Annotated in this window: 17 protein-coding genes; all 17 read right to left on the reverse strand. The window is 38.7% G+C overall.

The window, feature by feature from the left end; all coding sequences use genetic code 11:
• Window positions 1-136: 136 nt before the first annotated feature.
• Window positions 137-685, reverse strand: coding sequence for a manganese efflux pump MntP (locus JOE23_RS05270; RefSeq protein ID WP_204436256.1), 549 nt, complete (start codon window positions 683-685; stop codon window positions 137-139).
• Between the two features lie 203 nt (window positions 686-888).
• Window positions 889-1,914: an L-threonylcarbamoyladenylate synthase gene (locus JOE23_RS05275; RefSeq protein ID WP_204436257.1), complete on the reverse strand. Its 1,026-nt coding sequence runs from the start codon at window positions 1,912-1,914 to the stop codon at window positions 889-891.
• Between the two features lie 208 nt (window positions 1,915-2,122).
• The gene (locus tag JOE23_RS05280) at window positions 2,123-2,488 is read right to left on the reverse strand and encodes a hypothetical protein (protein WP_204436258.1); all 366 of its coding nucleotides are present in this window, start codon (window positions 2,486-2,488) and stop codon (window positions 2,123-2,125) included.
• A 66-nt stretch (window positions 2,489-2,554) separates the two neighbouring features.
• Window positions 2,555-3,115, reverse strand: a complete 561-nt coding sequence (gene spoIIR / locus JOE23_RS05285) for a stage II sporulation protein R (RefSeq protein WP_204436259.1) — start codon at window positions 3,113-3,115, stop codon at window positions 2,555-2,557.
• A gap of 57 nt (window positions 3,116-3,172) precedes the next feature.
• Complete coding sequence (gene prmC, locus JOE23_RS05290) at window positions 3,173-4,030, reverse strand: peptide chain release factor N(5)-glutamine methyltransferase (protein WP_204436260.1); 858 nt, start codon at window positions 4,028-4,030, stop codon at window positions 3,173-3,175.
• Window positions 4,031-4,032: 2 nt separating this feature from the next.
• Window positions 4,033-5,103, reverse strand: a complete 1,071-nt coding sequence (prfA, locus tag JOE23_RS05295; protein WP_204436261.1) for a peptide chain release factor 1 — start codon at window positions 5,101-5,103, stop codon at window positions 4,033-4,035.
• Between the two features lie 216 nt (window positions 5,104-5,319).
• Window positions 5,320-5,943: a thymidine kinase gene (locus JOE23_RS05300; protein WP_204436262.1), complete on the reverse strand. Its 624-nt coding sequence runs from the start codon at window positions 5,941-5,943 to the stop codon at window positions 5,320-5,322.
• Window positions 5,944-6,283: 340 nt separating this feature from the next.
• Window positions 6,284-6,529: a type B 50S ribosomal protein L31 gene (locus JOE23_RS05305; protein WP_204436263.1), complete on the reverse strand. Its 246-nt coding sequence runs from the start codon at window positions 6,527-6,529 to the stop codon at window positions 6,284-6,286.
• A gap of 278 nt (window positions 6,530-6,807) precedes the next feature.
• On the reverse strand, window positions 6,808-8,094 hold the full coding sequence (gene rho / locus JOE23_RS05310; RefSeq protein WP_204436264.1) for a transcription termination factor Rho: 1,287 nt from the start codon (window positions 8,092-8,094) through the stop codon (window positions 6,808-6,810).
• 512 nt (window positions 8,095-8,606) lie between these two features.
• On the reverse strand, window positions 8,607-9,890 hold the full coding sequence (locus JOE23_RS05315; protein WP_204436266.1) for a UDP-N-acetylglucosamine 1-carboxyvinyltransferase: 1,284 nt from the start codon (window positions 9,888-9,890) through the stop codon (window positions 8,607-8,609).
• Between the two features lie 427 nt (window positions 9,891-10,317).
• Window positions 10,318-11,172, reverse strand: coding sequence for a class II fructose-bisphosphate aldolase (locus JOE23_RS05320; RefSeq protein ID WP_204436268.1), 855 nt, complete (start codon window positions 11,170-11,172; stop codon window positions 10,318-10,320).
• Between the two features lie 251 nt (window positions 11,173-11,423).
• Window positions 11,424-11,786 carry a response regulator gene (locus JOE23_RS05325; protein WP_204436270.1) on the reverse strand — a complete coding sequence of 121 codons (363 nt, stop codon included), beginning with the start codon at window positions 11,784-11,786 and terminating at the stop codon, window positions 11,424-11,426.
• A 699-nt stretch (window positions 11,787-12,485) separates the two neighbouring features.
• Window positions 12,486-14,081 (reverse strand): CTP synthase, encoded by a 1,596-nt coding sequence (locus JOE23_RS05330; RefSeq protein WP_204436273.1) that lies wholly within the window; start codon window positions 14,079-14,081, stop codon window positions 12,486-12,488.
• A 565-nt stretch (window positions 14,082-14,646) separates the two neighbouring features.
• Entirely contained in the window at window positions 14,647-15,192 is a 546-nt protein-coding gene (gene rpoE, locus JOE23_RS05335; protein ID WP_204436274.1) for a DNA-directed RNA polymerase subunit delta, read from the reverse strand.
• A gap of 144 nt (window positions 15,193-15,336) precedes the next feature.
• Window positions 15,337-15,924, reverse strand: a complete 588-nt coding sequence (locus tag JOE23_RS05340) for a P-loop nucleotide/nucleoside kinase family protein (RefSeq protein WP_204436275.1) — start codon at window positions 15,922-15,924, stop codon at window positions 15,337-15,339.
• A 207-nt stretch (window positions 15,925-16,131) separates the two neighbouring features.
• Window positions 16,132-17,802: an arginine--tRNA ligase gene (gene argS / locus JOE23_RS05345; RefSeq protein WP_204436276.1), complete on the reverse strand. Its 1,671-nt coding sequence runs from the start codon at window positions 17,800-17,802 to the stop codon at window positions 16,132-16,134.
• Window positions 17,799-18,236 (reverse strand): YwiB family protein, encoded by a 438-nt coding sequence (locus JOE23_RS05350; RefSeq protein WP_204436277.1) that lies wholly within the window; start codon window positions 18,234-18,236, stop codon window positions 17,799-17,801. The genes argS and JOE23_RS05350 overlap by 4 nt, the downstream gene beginning before the upstream one ends.
• Window positions 18,237-18,508 lie beyond the last annotated feature (272 nt).

An 18,508-nucleotide genomic window follows, 5' to 3' on the forward strand; every position in this document is an offset into this window, starting at 1 on the left:
CGGAAAGCGAATCACTGGATGATCGAACCCATTTCTATTTTTAGAGAAATAGAAAAGACGTTAGCGAAAGTCTACCCCCATTTCACAAACGCATGAAATGGAGAATTCCCTTCACCATTCAAATAGTATACAACCTTTAAAATATAATATATAGACCAAGAAAGCAGAGAATCACACCACCTAACCAATCAAATGACCGGCCTATATTACGTTGTACCTTCTTGCCAATTAACAAACTTAGCCAAGTCAATGTGGTCGTTATCACCCCAAACATTAACAACGTTAATGTTGCTTCAATCCCCGACATTCCTAAACTTATTCCTACTGGGAAGCTATCAATACTTACTGAAAAAGCAAGCAAAATAATAGCCGTAACATTCAATGTTGTTTGCCGTTGTTGATAATGGTAGTGCTCACCAAATGTATGAATAATCATATAAGTACCTAATCCAAAAAGGAGCAGTCCACTCATTGTTTCTGTCACATTAGCCACGCGTTCAAAGAGAAGTGAACCTAATAAAAGACCGATTAGCGGCATAATAATATGAAAAAAACCGATCCAAAGCCCAATCACAGCAATTTTCTTGAGACGGATTTGTTGTAAGCCAATGCCCAAGCAAACCGAAAAAGCATCGAGTCCTAAAGCAAAGGCAATAAAAAATTGGGCGGCTATTGAATCAAGCATGAAATATCCTCCTTAAACGGACAGGCTACTCCATCTTATGTATCTTAAGCCAGAAAAATAACAGATTTCTATGCTTCTATTCCCTCGGTAACTCTATAAAACGAACCTTCAATCCGCGGGAGCTTCGTCCTTCGCCCACTGAGTGAAGCGTGCGTTATCACCCACCACAATAGATTTGCTCTACTCTCTATTTTGAGGGGGGTTTACGGACGGTTATCTATGATAGACGTGGCCGCTTTCTTTAAACGATTCATAATCGCTTGGCCTATCCCTTCTTCTGGAAAACACTCGGCTAAAATGACATCGACATCACTTTCTTTAAACCCCCTTAAGGATTGGTATAATTGAGCAGCTACAGTAGACAGGTCAGCAACTGAGCCACACATCTGCACTTGATCCGCTCTTAATAAACTAGCTAACTCTTCGCTAACAAGAAGCCCCACTTTTTTACCTTCACGTTGATAATCGATAATCTTTTGCTTAAAAAAATGTTGATCACCGGCAATTAAAATTAACGGAACCTCAGGTTGATAATGTGTATATTTCATTCCAGGCGCTTGAGGTTTGGCATCGTCTTGATCACTAGTTGCCTCTTCAACCACTTGATCTAATACAGACTCAATTTGCAGACGTGTAATTCCACCAGGACGCAATATCCGCGCCACATCACCAGTACAGTCAACAACGGTTGACTCCACACCGACTCCCGTTGTTCCACCATCAAAGATAGCTGCTATTTTGCCATTTAAATCTTGAAAAACGTGGATAGCACTGGTTGGGCTAGGTTTACCTGATAAGTTTGCGCTTGGTGCAGCAATAGGTAAATTAGCAGCTTTTATAATTGCACGAGCTGCAGGATGATCAGGAATACGAATACCTACAGTTGATAAACCAGCTGTTACATTCGTTGCAATCGTTCCATTACTTGGCAAAATAACAGTAAGTGGACCTGGCATGAAAGCCCTAATTAATTTATCAGCTATTATTGGAATCGTTGATGTATAACGAGCAATTTGATCTATTTCAGCAACATGGACGATCAATGGATTATCAGCAGGACGCCCTTTTGCTTGAAAAATCTTTGCTACCGCATCCTCTTGAGATGCATCTGCACCTAATCCATAGACCGTCTCTGTTGGAAAAGCAACCACTTCTTGCGCTCTTAGTAATTGAGCTGCTTCCTCAATAGACTGATCATTCCACATTAAAAAAGTTGTATGCCCTGACATGATTGCCTTCACTTCCTTCTCATTCAATGTTATTATGCAAAGATTATCAACAAGTTACACACAACTTATCCACAATCGATCCTTTTGCATACTTTTTCTTATCCGTTTTGTTAATAACTAATTAATTATTTTAGCCGTATATTGGATTTTTAACAAGTAAATCAATTGGAAATTAATTATCCACAAAAAAAGTGGATAACATCGGTCGTTACCCACAGGAATATCCCCAAGTATTACATTCATCTTTCCAATGCTTAAACCCAATCCATGTTAATAACTCAATAATATCTTGATGGTCCGTTTCAACCACGAGATAATGCATGTGGTTATCTTCTGCAATTTCTATAATTTTGTAAAACATTTCAACAAGATTCTCTGACTGATCTAATGTTGTAATCACAAATGTGGTTAACTTCGTCACTTGATCATCTAATGGATGTAGTGCAAAAAAACCGATCGCTTGTTGATGCTCTTTTATCAAATAAGCTTGCTGATCTCCACTTATCCGTTTTGAAACCTGTTCAAATGGCGTATCGTTAAGCTCACTAACCGATTGCAACCGAATCATATGCATGTCTCTTCCCTCCCAATCATTCTTAGTTAATCTATTCTATGAAAGATAGAGACATACTATGCTAGATTAGCGAAACCATTCTAGAAAAAAGAAAGAAACGTTGACAGATTCTTGCTCATCCTCAGTATCCTCTGGTTCTACCGTTGTCCCAGCTGAAAAATCAAGAAAACATAAGGGAGGAAACAATACACACCACCAATTTGAACCTTGACCTTCACCCAATGTAATTAAAATGGCTTCATATTCGCCAGCAGGATAAACATAATGATCATACAATTTGGCCGGAAAAGCAACGTGGTCATTATACTCTACTTGATAAGACATCGTAGCATCAAATCCATTCAGTGTCGTTGCCACAATTTGCTCGATATCATCAAGACGGTCTTGAATGATAGCACGTGCTGCTTCAATATCGGTTAAATCTGAAACCCATTCGGTAATTTCAGCATTAACCGCGTCACGAACTTGATGCTTAATCAGTTGATCCTCTTCTCCATCGCTTTCCGCTAATATTCGCAACCGGATAGCCTCATCTGGAATGACTTGATAATCAGACAAAGGCAACTGAGTTGATAGATTGAATATTGATAGAATAATAGTAATAATGGCTTGAACAAGGAATGGCATGGTTTGTTCCCCTCTCGTTTTTAACTTTATCTTAAGTATCAACAAGTTGAGGAGAATTTAAACTCGTTTTTTTGCAAAAACAATCCGGTCTTTCCCATTTAAATCTTTAATGATCGCCACATCACTTTTTGGAAACGTATTTTTTATAAGCGCCTGCACTTGTTTACCTTGTAGATCGCCTATTTCAAACGCAAGACAACCTTGTTTAGCTAAAAGCCTCGGTGCATTACTAATAATTTGTTGATAAGCAGCTAAACCATCTTGATCAGCGAATAGAGCCAGTTCCGGGTCAAAATCTTTAACCGTATCCATTAAGTCATCCTGCTGACTCCATGAAATGTAAGGAGGGTTAGAAACAATTAAATCAAACTGCTCACCTTGATTTAGCCATTCTGACAAAAAATCGCTCTCTCGAAATGTGATATCGGCCTTTAAGGCTTCAGCATTTAAACGGGCCACTGCTAATGCATCTGCTGAAATATCACCAGCTTCGACGGCTAAAGATGGCAGCTCCAATTTCAAAGTAATTGCGATCACGCCACTACCCGTTCCGACATCCAACACGCGGAGTGGCTGGCTTCGTTGCTTAACTTCGCCTAACACATATTGAACGAGCTCTTCCGTCTCAGGTCTAGGAATAAGGACATGCTGGTTAACAGTAAATGTTCGTCCGTAAAACTGTTCAACCCCTGTTAAATGTTGAACAGGAATGCCTGTATCAACATGTTGCTGTAAATCTGCTTGAAAAGCCTGATATATCGCTTGAGGAACCGATGTTCTTAATTCCATCAACAATTGGGCCTTCGAATATTGGAGGTGGTGCAGTAACAGAATCTCTGCTACTTTGGGTTCACGATGATGGTGTTGTAAAAAAAGAAAAGCCCTATTAAGGACTTCTTGAATCGTCAAGTTCATACTCACTCACCAATCTGTTCCATCTTACTTGTTTGCTCTTCCATAATTAATGCGTCAACGATTTCACCTAGCTTACCTTCAAGTATTTGATCCAACTTTTGAATCGTTAAACCTATGCGATGATCTGTCACGCGATTTTGCGGAAAATTATATGTTCTAATTCGTTCTGATCGATCACCCGTCCCCACTGCTGATTTACGGTTTTGATCAAATTCTGCTTGAGCCTCTTGTTGATATTTATCATAAATGCGGGCACGCAAAATCTTCATTGCTTTCTCTTTATTCTTGATTTGTGATTTCTCATCCTGCATTGATACAACAATACCGGTAGGCTCATGTGTTAGTCGCACAGCTGACATCGTTGTATTTACACTTTGTCCACCTGGGCCACTTGAAGTAAACGTATCTACACGGATATCTTTCTCCTGGATATCAACTTCGACTTCTTCAGTTTCAGGTAAAGCAACAACAGTGGCTGTAGACGTATGAATGCGCCCACCAGATTCTGTTTCGGGAACACGTTGGACACGATGGGCACCACTTTCATATTTCAACTTAGAGTAAGCCCCTTTTCCATCAATCATAAAAATAATTTCTTTATATCCGCCTACCCCAGTAGAATTGGACTCCATTACATCGACTTTCCAACCTTCAGCCTCTGCATAACGATTGTACATACGAAATAAGTCACCTGCAAATAACGCTGCTTCATCTCCTCCAGCAGCCCCTCGAATTTCCATAATAACACTCTTATTGTCATTTGGATCCTTAGGTAAAAGTAAAATTTTCAACTTCTCTTCAAGTTCAGGGATTTGTGGCTCAAGCTCTTCCATTTCTAATTGAACCATCTCTTTCATATCCGGGTCAGATTCTTCAGCCATCATCTCTTTGGCGCCTTGCAGCTGCTCAGAAACATCTTTATATTGACGGTACACTTGAACAATGTCAGATAAATCTGCTTGCTCTTTTGAATACTCACGTAATTTTGTTGTGTCACTAATAATTTCCGGATCACTTAATAATTCATTTAATTTCTCATAACGCGCTTCTAACGTTTGTAATTTGTCAAGCACAGGTTCCACCTCATTTAATTAAGTCCTAATCTTTATTATATAATAGTGCGCATGGAGCGTCAAAATCAATAATCTTAGTATAGAGGACCATCACCATTTAATGCCAGCGTGGTTTCATATCGTATCGTATATCACCAGAGAAAACACACGCTCAAAGCCGTGAACGTGTGCAATAATAAATCGGTCACAAAGATTTGTGACCTAGCGCTAAAATTTCTAGCGCTTCTCCTGTTCAATTGGTTTAATTTCAATCTCAACCTTAGGTTTGTTTGGCACTTGGTGGCAATGACGACAGCGTGGTTCATACGACTCTGATGCTCCGACTAATATAACAGGATCATGATAAGATGCCGGTTGTCCATCTATTAATCGTTGTGTTCGACTAGCTGGTGAGCCACACTTTGTACAAATAGCATTTAATTTCGTCACCGATTCACTTAATGCCATCAGTTGTGGCATGACCCCAAATGGTTCTCCACGGAAATCAGTGTCTAAACCAGCAACAATAACGCGGTAACCTTGATCTGCTAATTGTCCAATAATATCAACAATAGCCTCATCAAAGAACTGAACTTCATCAATACCGACCACATCGATATCACTGTTCATTTGCTCAATAATTTCAGCAGCACAAGTAACTGGACGAGCTAATATGGAATTGCCATTATGTGAAACAACAGACTCCTCATGGTAGCGGTCATCAATAGCCGGCTTAAAAACCCTAACTGACAAATGACCGTATGTAGCACGACGCACGCGACGAATAAGTTCTTCCGATTTCCCTGAAAACATACTGCCACAGATGAGTTCAACCCATCCACTTTGCTTCATGATGTACACGATCTCGTTCCTCCTCAATATCGAAAGGATAGCATCAATCTCTATTTATCATTACAGTAAATTAAGTTATTTTTTTAGTATAACCTATCCCTTGATTCCATCACTTATTAAACGAGTAGAGTGGTTTGCTAATAAATCAATTGCCCCACAAATCAACCCTCTACTCACTTATTTTCCACCCTAGAAATTAAAACAAAAAACAGGCATATAAAGATGCGTTCGCCTGTTTTATGTCATGTAAACTAACTCTTATCAAGAGCATAACCCTAATATTAGATGAAAAAAGGATTAAGACAAGCCATCCCTAAATGGGGATGGCCGTCTATACTAACTAACAATTCTAGTTAATGTTATATTTTTTCTTAAAGCGATCCACACGGCCACCAGCTTTGTCAGCTTTTTGTTTGCCTGTGTAGAACGGATGAGATTCTGAACTAATCTCAACACGGATCAAAGGATACGTATTACCGTCTTCCCATTCAATCGTTTCATCAGATGTTTTGGTTGATCCGCTTAAGAACTTGTAGTCAGAGCTTGTATCAAGAAATACAACTTTTCTGTATTCCGGATGAATATTTTCTCTCATGTCTTTACAACTCCTTCTGCCCTGAATCCCTTGGAAACAGAGTTAATTTCAGTATACTTGAGACCATTCTAGCAACGGATTCAAGCTACCCTTTTGCACACTTTAAAATTATAACAGTGTCACTTGGACAATGCAATAGTTAGTCTTAGAAAAACTCAAGTTTACGCAGCTCAACCGAGCGTTTATTAACACCATAAAACGAACCATTAATCAGCTGGCGTTTTACGGACAGTTATCTGTGATTAAAAATACCTATTAACACTTTTTGAAAGGCAAAATTAAGATTTACGCAGCGTCCCTTTTCGTTTCATTTCTTCGGTAAGTTGTTGATAAAATACCTCATTTGATTTAGTTGAGCGAATCTTTCTTAGGAAACGCTCGAGAAAATCAGGTGAGTCTTGCATACCTTTACGAATTGACCATATCATATCAAGCTTTTCTTTAGAAAGTAATAGTTCCTCACGCCGTGTACTTGAACGAAGCAAATCAAGCGCAGGGAAAATACGACGTTGAGCAAGTGACCGATCAAGATGAAGTTCCATATTCCCTGTCCCTTTAAACTCTTCATATATAACATCATCCATTCGAGATCCGGTTTCCACAAGGGCGGTCGCAAGAATGGTGAAACTTCCACCTTCTTCAATATTACGTGCTGCCCCAAAGAAACGCTTGGGCCTGTGAAACGCTGCTGGATCAATACCACCTGACAATGTTCGACCACTTGGTGGAATAACTAAATTGTAAGCTCTTGCTAGTCGGGTAATGCTATCCATTAACACGACGACATCTTTTTTATGTTCGACAAGGCGTAACGCACGTTCTAACACTAATTCAGATACCTTGATATGATTTTCTGGTACTTCGTCAAATGTTGAGCTAACAACATCGACATTTGGATTAACCGATCGTTCTATATCGGTTACTTCTTCCGGACGCTCATCAACAAGTAAAATAATAAGTTTAACATCAGGATGATTCTCCGTAATACTATTTGCAATTTCAGTCAATAACATGGTTTTACCAGCTTTAGGTGGTGCCACGATTAAACCACGCTGCCCAAAACCAACTGGTGTTATCATATCCATTATACGAGTAGAAATATCTTTAGATTCGGTCTCCAGTTGCATCATTCGATTTGGATAAAGAGGGGTTAATGCAGGAAAATGAACACGTTCTTTAGCTAATTCTGGATCTTCACTATTCACAGCATCCACATGCAATAATCCATAATAACGTTCATTCTCTTTAGGCGGGCGTACCTTTCCAGACACTTTATCACCGTTTCTTAAATCAAAACGACGAATTTGAGAAGCTGAGATATAAATATCTTCTGCACTTGGAGAATAATTAATCGGTCTGAGGAATCCAAACCCTTCTGATGGAATAATTTCCAATATACCATCCATAAATAAATAACCACTTTTTTCTGCTTGCGCTTTTAAAATTGCAAATATAAGTTCTCGTTTCGTTAATTTTGCATAATAAGACACTTTAAATTCTCTAGCTTTTGTATAAAGATCCTTTAAAGTCATTTCTTCCAATTGTGAAATTGTTACTTCAGACACGTAGTCATCACACCTATCCTATTGTTTTTTGCATTATCGGTTTATATTGGGATTTGTTAAATCAGAAGAGCTCCGATCGAGAGATAATCCAGAAGTACAACGTAGTTATGTTTATCGTACTCTTTTTACAGCAATTATTCAACCACTTTGTGAAAATTTAGTGTATAAAGAGAGGAAATACTTAGTGGATACAGGTGTGCTTTCCCCAATCAAGTTTGTGCGTAATCACACATTTTTATATCATATATGGTTAGCCTATCAGTGGGCGTTGTTCTCCCACTAATTGATAGTTGAGTGAATCAGGGCATTAGTGACCGTTACCGTTCGGCAATTAGCTTGACCACTGCATTGTATGTTGAACCGGCAGTTTACAGACGGCTATCTGTGATAAAGGTTGTTCAAAAAGCAGGTACTTTCCATTCCTATAAAATCGATCTTCCCTTTTTATAGAGGACTTCTACTCATTAATCGCTAGCATACACCAAACTTTTTGAACACCTCATAATGATCATTTAATTTTGAAATTGCTCAATTTCTTGTTCTGTCATTTCTTCACGCCAGATATTGGCACCCAACTTTGTTAATTTTTCAGTTAGTTGCTCATAACCACGATCAATGTGCTCTAAACCGGTAATCTCTGTTACGCCTTCTGCGAGTAAAGCGGCAATAATCAAAGCTGCTCCAGCTCGCAAATCGCTCGCACGAACTTTAGCCCCTTGTAATTTGACAGGACCTGTTACAATCGCACTCGCACCTTCTAGCTTTATTGTCGCATTCATACGTCTTAATTCATCGATATGTTTAAAGCGTGCACTATAAATTGTATCTGTTACAATAGATGTTCCCTCTGCTTGTGTCAATAATGAAGTAAAGGGCTGTTGCAGATCTGTTGGGAACCCTGGATGTACCAGTGTTTTAATATCTACAGCGGTCAGTGGATATGTTGATCTTATCCTTAACTGTTCCTCTCCTTCTTCTATTTGCACACCCATCTCTCTTAACTTAGCTAATAATGGTTCAAGATGCTGTGGTATGACATTATCAATAAGCACTTCTTCACCTTGCGCAGCTGCCATTATCGTGTAGGTACCTGCTTCAATACGATCAGGAATAATCGTATGCATACAACCTGTTAAAGTATCAACACCTTCAATTCGGATAATATCCGTTCCTGCTCCTTTAATTTTCGCGCCCATGCTTGTCAGAAGCGTTGCAACATCAATAATTTCAGGTTCGCGAGCTGCGTTTTCAATGACTGTTTTCCCTTTTGCTTTTACAGCTGCTAACATAATGTTAATCGTTGCTCCAACACTGACAACATCTAAATAGATTCTCGCTCCCTTTAGCTGATCTGCCCGTATGTAAACAGCTCCTTGTTCATTGGTAACTTGAGCCCCTAAGGCTTCAAATCCTTTAATGTGTTGATCGATAGGTCGGGGACCAAGGTGACACCCGCCTGGCAATCCAATCACTGCCCGTTTAAATCGACCAAGCATCGCTCCCATAAAATAGTATGAGGCACGTAACATCTTCACTTTTCCATTAGGAAGCGGCATCGCTGTCATTGATGATGGATCAATATATACGGCCTCACCATCACGTTTTACTGTTCCACCAATCTCTTCCAACAAGGCACTTAATGTTATTACATCTGATATATCTGGTAGCCCTTCGATCACGACTTCTGAATCCGCTAAAATAGTCGCTGGCAATAAAGCCACTGCACTATTCTTAGCGCCACCAATTCGCACTTCACCTTTTAGTCGCGTTCCACCCTCTACAAATAATTTTTGCATATTATAATAGCCTCACTTTATTAAATAATCGTCTTTTATAGTTACTGTTAGTTTATACGTCTATTTTAGATTAATGCGTAAATTAACATACTGACTCTATTATACAAACAATTATCATTTGTATCTACCTTTAAGATGAATAGGGAGTAATTTTTACATGATTTGCGACGAATGTAACAGGTTATATGTAATTTATGTTACAAACCATCATAATTGTCATACGTTGACAACTTGTATTATGGCGGTAAGCTAATTCATAACACAACAGGCTTATTTACTATTACGAGCTTATAAAACGAACATTAGCGTCCGTCCGTTATCACCCACCTCAATTGATTTGCTCTACTCTCTATTTTAAGGAAGGTGTTTTACGGACAGTTATCTGTGATAAAAAAAGGCTACCCAGATGGGTAACCTTAGAAAAAACTTATGCTTTTTGTGAAGAACCAAATTCACGCATTTTGCCAATAACTGTTTCTTTAATTGCATCACGAGATGGGCCTAAATATTTACGTGGGTCAATCATTTCTGGATTAGCTTCTAAGACTTCACGTACCACTTTAGCCTGTTGAATCTGGTTTTCAGTGTTCACGTTAATTTTAGATGTACCATAAGAAATCGCTTTTTGAATATCTTTTGTTGGAATACCTGTACCACCATGCAGTACAAGTGGCACTTCAGCAGCAGAACCAATTTCTTCCATCTCTTTAAATCCTAAGTTAGGCTCGCCTTTGTATGGACCGTGAACAGATCCAAGTGCTGGAGCTAACGTATCAATACCTGTACGCTCTACTAGCTCTTGGCATTCTTTAGGATCAGCATAGATAATATCACCTACAACATCGTCTTCTTGTCCACCAACAGTACCAAGTTCTGCTTCAACAGAAACACCATGTAAGTGAGCAAGTTCAACTACTTTAGATGTAGTAGCAATATTTTCTTCAAATGGATCATGAGATGCATCAATCATAACAGAAGTAAAGCCTGCATGAATCGCTTTTGCACACTGATCAAAGCTTGAACCATGATCTAAGTGAATCGCAACAGGAACGGTTGTTCCTTGCGCTTCCATTACCGCTTTAACCATTGCTACGACAACGCCGTAGCCACCCATATAGCGGCCAGCACCCTCAGATACACCTAGAATTACTGGAGATTTTTCATCTTCGGCAGCTTGCAAAATTGCTTGAACATACTCTAAATTATTAATGTTGAATTGTCCTACTGCGTAACTCCCTGCTTTTGCGTCTTGTAACATTTTTGTCATTGATACTAATGGCATGATTGTTCCTCCTTAAAAAGTTAAGAAAAATTTTGTAAGTATAAAGCCGGTCCAAAAAGGATTTTGAACATGCTCATATAGCCAGTCAATTACAACGGTTGATTGGATACTCTATTAGCATACCAATTTCATTAAATAGGTGCAACAAAACTTGTCGTATGTAAACGTTTTCTGTGAAAAAAATTAACAATATCATTACTTTTTTTAAAGTTTTTATACGATAATTAGAAATGAAAGGTTTTTTTGTCAATTTAATCCTGCAAAAGTTGATTAACTTGGTTTTTGGCTTCTAGTATATTAAATGGTTTAGAAAAATAACCTTTTACGGAGTTAAAACCCTCTATTTTTGGTTTAATTTCATCTACAAGACCACTCATTACAATTGTTGGGATTTGATAACCTTGTGCCTCTAAGTGGGCAATCACTTTACCCCCATTCATCATTGGCAACCGATAATCAATGATTAATAAGTCTGGCGGTTGATTTTCTATTGATTTAATAGCTGACTGACCATCTTGACAACTACTGACCCGATAGCCTTCACTTCGAATAACTTCTTCTAATAAAAAGCGAATTCCTTTTTGGTCATCAACAATTAAGACACTTTTGTCCATCATATCCCCTCCGAATTTTGTTTAATCATGCTTTACACTTGTAATATTCGTGGTTTATCGAGTATTATCCTGCAAATCCCTGGATTAAACACAAATCACGCGAATAATATAACGCAGTAGGTTGAAAAGTGTGTGTGACAGCGCTGCATATGCTCCCCACCGCTATTTATTATGGTTGTATACTATTTGACGTTGGTGAAGGGAATTCTCCATTTCATGCGTTTGTGAAATGGGGATAGACTTTCGCTAACGTCTTTTCTATTTCTCTAAAAATAGAAATGGGTTCGGTCATCCAGTGATTCGCTTTCCGCAGGCACGGCTTCAGCTAACTCATGTGCGCACAAAACGCGCACATGAGTGGATCTTCAGCTCGTGCTATTCCTGCAGGAGTCTCATCATTTCCTGACCGAACCCGTATGAATTTACGTGTAGATAGCTAAGTTAAGATCTATTGAATCGAAATCAGCCCAAAATGCACCTAACCAAACAAACATTCAAGCAGCATAATCCGACTTGAATATTTGTGAAATTCATCTATAAAATTGCCGGCAAAAATTCTCACCAACGTCATTTGACAAAGAACCATTTATTATACGACCATAATAGAACCACCACTTTATTCGCATCACCTGCTATTTGCTTTTAAAGCATAAATAGTTGAAGTGATCGGTGATTAAAGTGGTGGTACCCATGATCGCTTTATTTTACAATCGCACCGATAAATCCAGAGAATAACTCTTGTGGTCTTGTCGGTCTTGATTTAAACTCAGGATGAAATTGGGATGCAACAAACCACGGATGGTCAGCTAGTTCGATCGTTTCCACCAGTCTACCATCTGGGCTTGTCCCAGAAAAGATAAAGCCTTCAGCCTGCATCGCTTCACGATACTCATTATTGAATTCATAGCGATGACGATGACGCTCATAGACAAGGTCTTCTCCATGATAAGCAGCTTTTGTTTTGGTATCGTCCATTAAGCGACAAGGATACAAACCAAGACGAAGCGTACCACCCATATCCTCTATATCCTTTTGCTCTGGTAATAGATCAATAATTGGATGCGGTGTGCTTGGATCAATCTCAGCCGAGTGCGCTCCCTCTAGGTTTAATACGTGACGAGCAAACTCAACCGTTGCGAGTTGCATGCCCAAGCAAATGCCGAGGAATGGTACTTGGTTTTCACGTGCATAGCGAATCGCTACAATTTTCCCTTCAATACCTCGATCACCAAATCCTCCGGGTACAAGGATACCATCGACATCATTTAAATAACCTTTCACATTATCAGGAGTGACTTCTTCAGCGTTCACCCACTTCACTTCAACATCAACATCATGAGGATAGCCAGCATGTTTTAAAGCTTCAACAACAGAAATATAGGCATCCGGCAATTCAACATATTTACCAACTAAGCCAATTGTCGTTTTGCGCTTAAGGTTTTGAACATTGTTGGCAAGCTCCTTCCACTCATTCATTTCTGCCTCTGGGCAAGTCAAACCAAAATGATCACACGTAATTTGATCTAATTCTTGTGCTTGCAATGATAAAGGGATATGATAAAGCGTTGCTGCATCTGTTGATTCAATAACATTACGCTCATTAATGTCACAAAACAGTGCTATCTTTTCTTTCATTTCTTTACTAACAGACATTTCTGAACGCAGGATAATGACATCTGGTTGAATCCCAAGTGAACGAAGTTCCTTTACACTATGCTGTGTTGGTTTGGTCTTCAATTCCCCTGCCGCTTTAATATATGGAACAAGTGTCGTATGAATATACATGACATTTTCCTTACCGATATCACTTTTAATTTGTCGGATTGCTTCAAGAAACGGTAGTGACTCAATATCGCCAACGGTTCCGCCAATTTCGGTAATAACCACATCTGCATTACTCTGTTCAGCTGATTGAAAGACTTTATCCTTTATTTCATTGGTAATATGCGGAATAACCTGAACGGTTCCTCCTAAATAATCACCACGTCTTTCTTTCTTTATAACCGTAGAATAAATTTTACCTGTCGTTATGTTAGAGTATTTCGATAGATTGATATCAATAAATCGTTCATAGTGACCCAAATCCAAATCCGTTTCTGCACCATCATCAGTAACAAACACCTCTCCATGTTGGTAAGGACTCATTGTTCCTGGATCGACATTAATATATGGATCAAACTTTTGAATCGTTACATTTAAACCTCGATTTTTTAATAGTCGTCCTAACGATGCTGCAGCGATTCCCTTTCCAATCGATGACACAACCCCACCAGTTACAAAAATATACTTTGCCATATATCATCCGCTCCCCATTTCTAAATATTTTTCGTTTTCCTGTATAATCTCCAAGGTTATCAAATCTATGCTAGCAATAAATATTATCGTTATTACTATTCCTAGATTGATCTACCTTATCTCATGAATATATACATTATGAATACCCTATGATTAATATAAGATCATCTCGCTAAATTCCTAACTTAAAAACGAACCTTCAAAGTGGGCGGAGGGCTACAGGATGTAGGTTATGCAGACGTGGGCCTACAGGATGTAGGTTATGCAGACGTCGCCACAGGACGTGGCGGTCTTAGTCTGTAATCCTTCTTAAAGATGTGGCGGTTTTAGCCTACGATCTTACCCACTTACTGATGGTTAGTTGAGTGAATCAGGCATTAGCGTCTCCCGCCTTAATAGATGATCTCTGTTCTCTATTTTGAGGCGGGGGTTTTACCGACGGTTATCCGTGATAAAACAAAAACGTCCCCCTAATGAATTAGGGGGACGTAAAATAATATTAACATTATTTCGTAGAGCCCAAATAAAATATTACGCACTGACGCAAAAAAAGTCAAGCGTCTTTTTATTTACGGTCATCTTCTTCATCTTCTTCATCTTCATCTTCTTCCAAGTCTTCATCATAGTCTTCTTCATCTTCATCAAAGCTATCTTCAAGGTCCTCTTCTGCGATATCATCACCCAGATCAATTTCATCTTCATCATCATCATAGCTATCTTCGACAAAATCAAGTGGGACTTCGGTTAGATCTTCATCTGTCTCATCAATCGAAGGTTCAACTTCTTTCTTTGTTGTTTTTCTTTTTTTCTTTTTCTTCTTTTTCTTAGGTTCAGTTGTTATGTCTTCATCAATTTGTTCAACAGGATACCATATTTTTAAGCCCCATTGGCCTGATCCTATTGTAAGAAAACGCCCATCAAGGTTAAGATCGGTATAAAACTGCGCAATGTAAGCTTCTTTTTCAACTTTTGAAAAACCTTTTAGCTCAGCAACTTCGTCAAATAGTTCTTTATAATTTAATGCTTTATTTTCTCTTTCAAGTATCTTCGTTGCTAACTCAATCATTGAATGTTCTTGTTGTTCATCAAGATTTAATTCGGCTAAGCTCACCGTCAAAGCACTCCCTTTATCTGAATTATTGTTCTATCAGTATGTAGAACTTTATTTTGGTCTACTCATATGTCTCCAGTACATTATATGGGTATGCAATCTAAAATGCAATATTAATTCCATCTTGTGCAAAACCATCACTATTTATGCTTCGACAAAGCGGATTAACTGATCGATCTTCGCCACAGTTAAATCACCTGAATTATCAAATATATGAATGTGATCATCAGGAATAGCCCAGTTAATCGTTGGTATAAAATTAACACGTGATTCATAATTCGTCCAATTGTTTAGTTTCCAAGTATCCCTTACTGTTCCTCGATCTTCAATCCGTTCTCTTTGTTGTTTTATGTCTTGTAACGTTACCACAATCACTTTAACATCGACTTGTTGCTTTGTTTTTCCTGCTGCAGTTAGTACTTGATCAATCCAGTCCTTATTTTTCAATTCAGCTGTGAAAGGTGAAATCATAAAGACATTTTGCCCGACACGTAAGTTTTCAATACAAATATCTTTCGTTGCATCATACTCAAGATCACGAAGGTTCTCTTTGTAAAAATTGGAATCTCGATCGTTCTTATCGAGTCCTTGTTGCTCAAGAAAATGTTCGACAAAGCGACCACCGACTGTATCACGGTCAAGAAATGCACACGGTATCTTCTCTGCTATCCTCTCTGCTACCGTCGTTTTTCCAGTCCCTGCTACTCCAACAAAAAATACTAATTTCTGCATTTTTCTAGCACCTCTTTAATTTTGATTATTTTACTCTATGTTAACGTATACAAAGCTAAATTGCATTGTTTTTCTTTCTAGACTAACACTTAGAAAATTCAGCCACCATTGGGACTGACAAAGAGACCGCCAATGGTGAACGGTCTCTTTATCATCAAAAGGCGTATCTATGAAGGCTTCATCGATTCACATGAGCCTCTATTTCTTTTACATGCTTTCAGGCGCATCAACGCCAATGAGGCGAAGCGCATTAGCAAGAGTGATACGTACCGCTTGCATTAAGGCTAACCGAGCTTTCGTCTTTTCAGGTTGGTTCGGTTCAAGTACTTTTTCTGCATTATAGTAGCTATGGAGACGCGCTGCTAAATCAAACACATATTGTGTCAAGCGATGTGGTGTCCGATTGACGGCAGCATCAGCGATCACTTGCGGAAAATCACCAAGGTGCTTTAAAACGTCTTCTGCTTTATCTGTCATTAAGTGCTCCGCTAAATGATTCAAATCAACTTGGAAACCTTTTTCTTCAGCTTGCTTAAGCAATGTACAGATCCGCGCATGTGCATATTGAACATAATATACGGGATTATCATTAGACTCTGATTTTGCTAAGTCCATATCAAAATCCAAATGCGCATCACTCGATCGCATCACAAAGAAATAGCGCATCGCATCAATGCCAACCTCTTCCATTAATTCACGAAGGGTGACTGCTTTACCGGTCCGTTTACTCATCTTCACTTTCTCACCATTTTCAAACAAGTTTACCATTTGGATAATTTGAACTTCTAATGTGTGCTCATCATGTCCAAGTGCCTGAATAGCTGCTTTCATGCGTGGAATATAACCATGATGATCTGCTCCCCACACATTAATTAATTTATTAAATCCACGATCTAACTTATTTTTATGGTAAGCGATATCTGGTGTTAAATACGTATATGAACCATCATTCTTAACAAGCACGCGATCTTTGTCATCGCCAAAAGCTGTGGTTTGAAACCATGTTGCACCTTCATCCTTATATGTAAAACCTTTTTCTTCAAGTAATTGTAACGTCGGTTCAATTTTCCCCTCATCATAAAGCGACGTCTCAGAAAACCAGTGGTCAAAAGAAACACGAAAATCAGACAGGTCTTTGGCCAACTTGTCTAACTCATACTTTAACCCATGTTCACGGAAAAAAGCTCTCCGCTCATGCTCTGGTTTATCCGCCCACTTTTCTCCATATGTTGCTGCAAGTTGTTCACCTATTGCAATAATGTCCTTACCATGATAGCCATCCTCTGGCATAGGGAAGTCTTTACCAATCGCTTGCATATAGCGGGCCTCAACAGATAAGGCTAAATTATTAATTTGATTTCCAGCATCATTTATATAGTATTCACGTTCCACTTCAAAACCAGCAGCATCTAACAAATGACTTAGGGTATCGCCTACTGAAGCACCGCGAGCATGTCCAAGGTGCAAGTCTCCTGTCGGGTTAGCCGAGACAAATTCGACCTGAACCTTTTCACCTAAACCTGTGTTGGTACGGCCGTAGTTGTCTCCTTCAGTTAAAATCAAAGGAACTAAACGTGTCAAATAACTGTTATCAATAAAGAAATTAATAAAACCTGGCCCTGCTATATCAACTTGGTCAATCGAAGCTTCAGATTTATCTATGGCTTCAACAAGTTGTTCAGCAATCTGACGTGGCGCTTTTTTAGCAACACGTGCCAGTTGCATAGCAATATTAGTTGCATAATCTCCATGACTTTTTTCCTTTGGTTTTTCCAAAATAATATCAGGTATTTGGTCCTCTGTGGTTAATTCTGCTTTCAAAACCGCTTTTTTAATTTCTGCTTTTAAACGATCTTGCATCTCCTGTACAATACTCATCTATTATCCTCCTCAATAGTCAGTCTTACTTTATGTTGACGTTCAGCTTGTTGATTTAATTTTGTCGTGTAATGCAGGACAAGTTCCCCTGCGCGAGTTGGTGTTAAAGGTTGATAGTCTATCCTTTCAGTATATGTTTCCACATGAATAGCGCCGTACGGATGTCGATACATATGCTCCGTTTTTTTCTGCCGCATAAACTGCTGTGTCATTTCAACAGCACCTGAACGTTTAATCGTTATTTTCTCCGGTTTTATCGTTATCATCGTGCTCACTTCAGGTTGATCTTCTATTCGCTCTATAAATCGAATCACCGATTGTGAGTTTGATTGAAACCATTCTCCATTAGCTTCAACACACGTTAATTGTTGATCATTATCTTCAACAATTTCAGTCTGCAATGTTATTTTAACAAAACATTTCTCTTTATGCATATGACCATCCTTAAATGTTATCAGTACGTTTAAGTATAGAAATGATTTCAGTTAAACACAAGGGTATTAATATTTTTTCTTTAAATTTTTTGACTATACCTAACTTGGGGCGCACATCTAAAGGCAGTTAAATATTCGCACAACATGTCTAGAGTTTAATTACTTCTCTATTTTATTGGATTATTTTTATCATAGATAACCGTCCGTAAAACACCCCTATCAAAATAGAAAACAGAGGTAAGGTGATAACAGCGCCGCCTGATTGAAGGTTC

This window comes from Amphibacillus cookii, assembly GCF_016908375.1.
GTDB classification, from domain to species: Bacteria; Bacillota; Bacilli; order Bacillales; family Amphibacillaceae; genus Amphibacillus_C; species Amphibacillus_C cookii.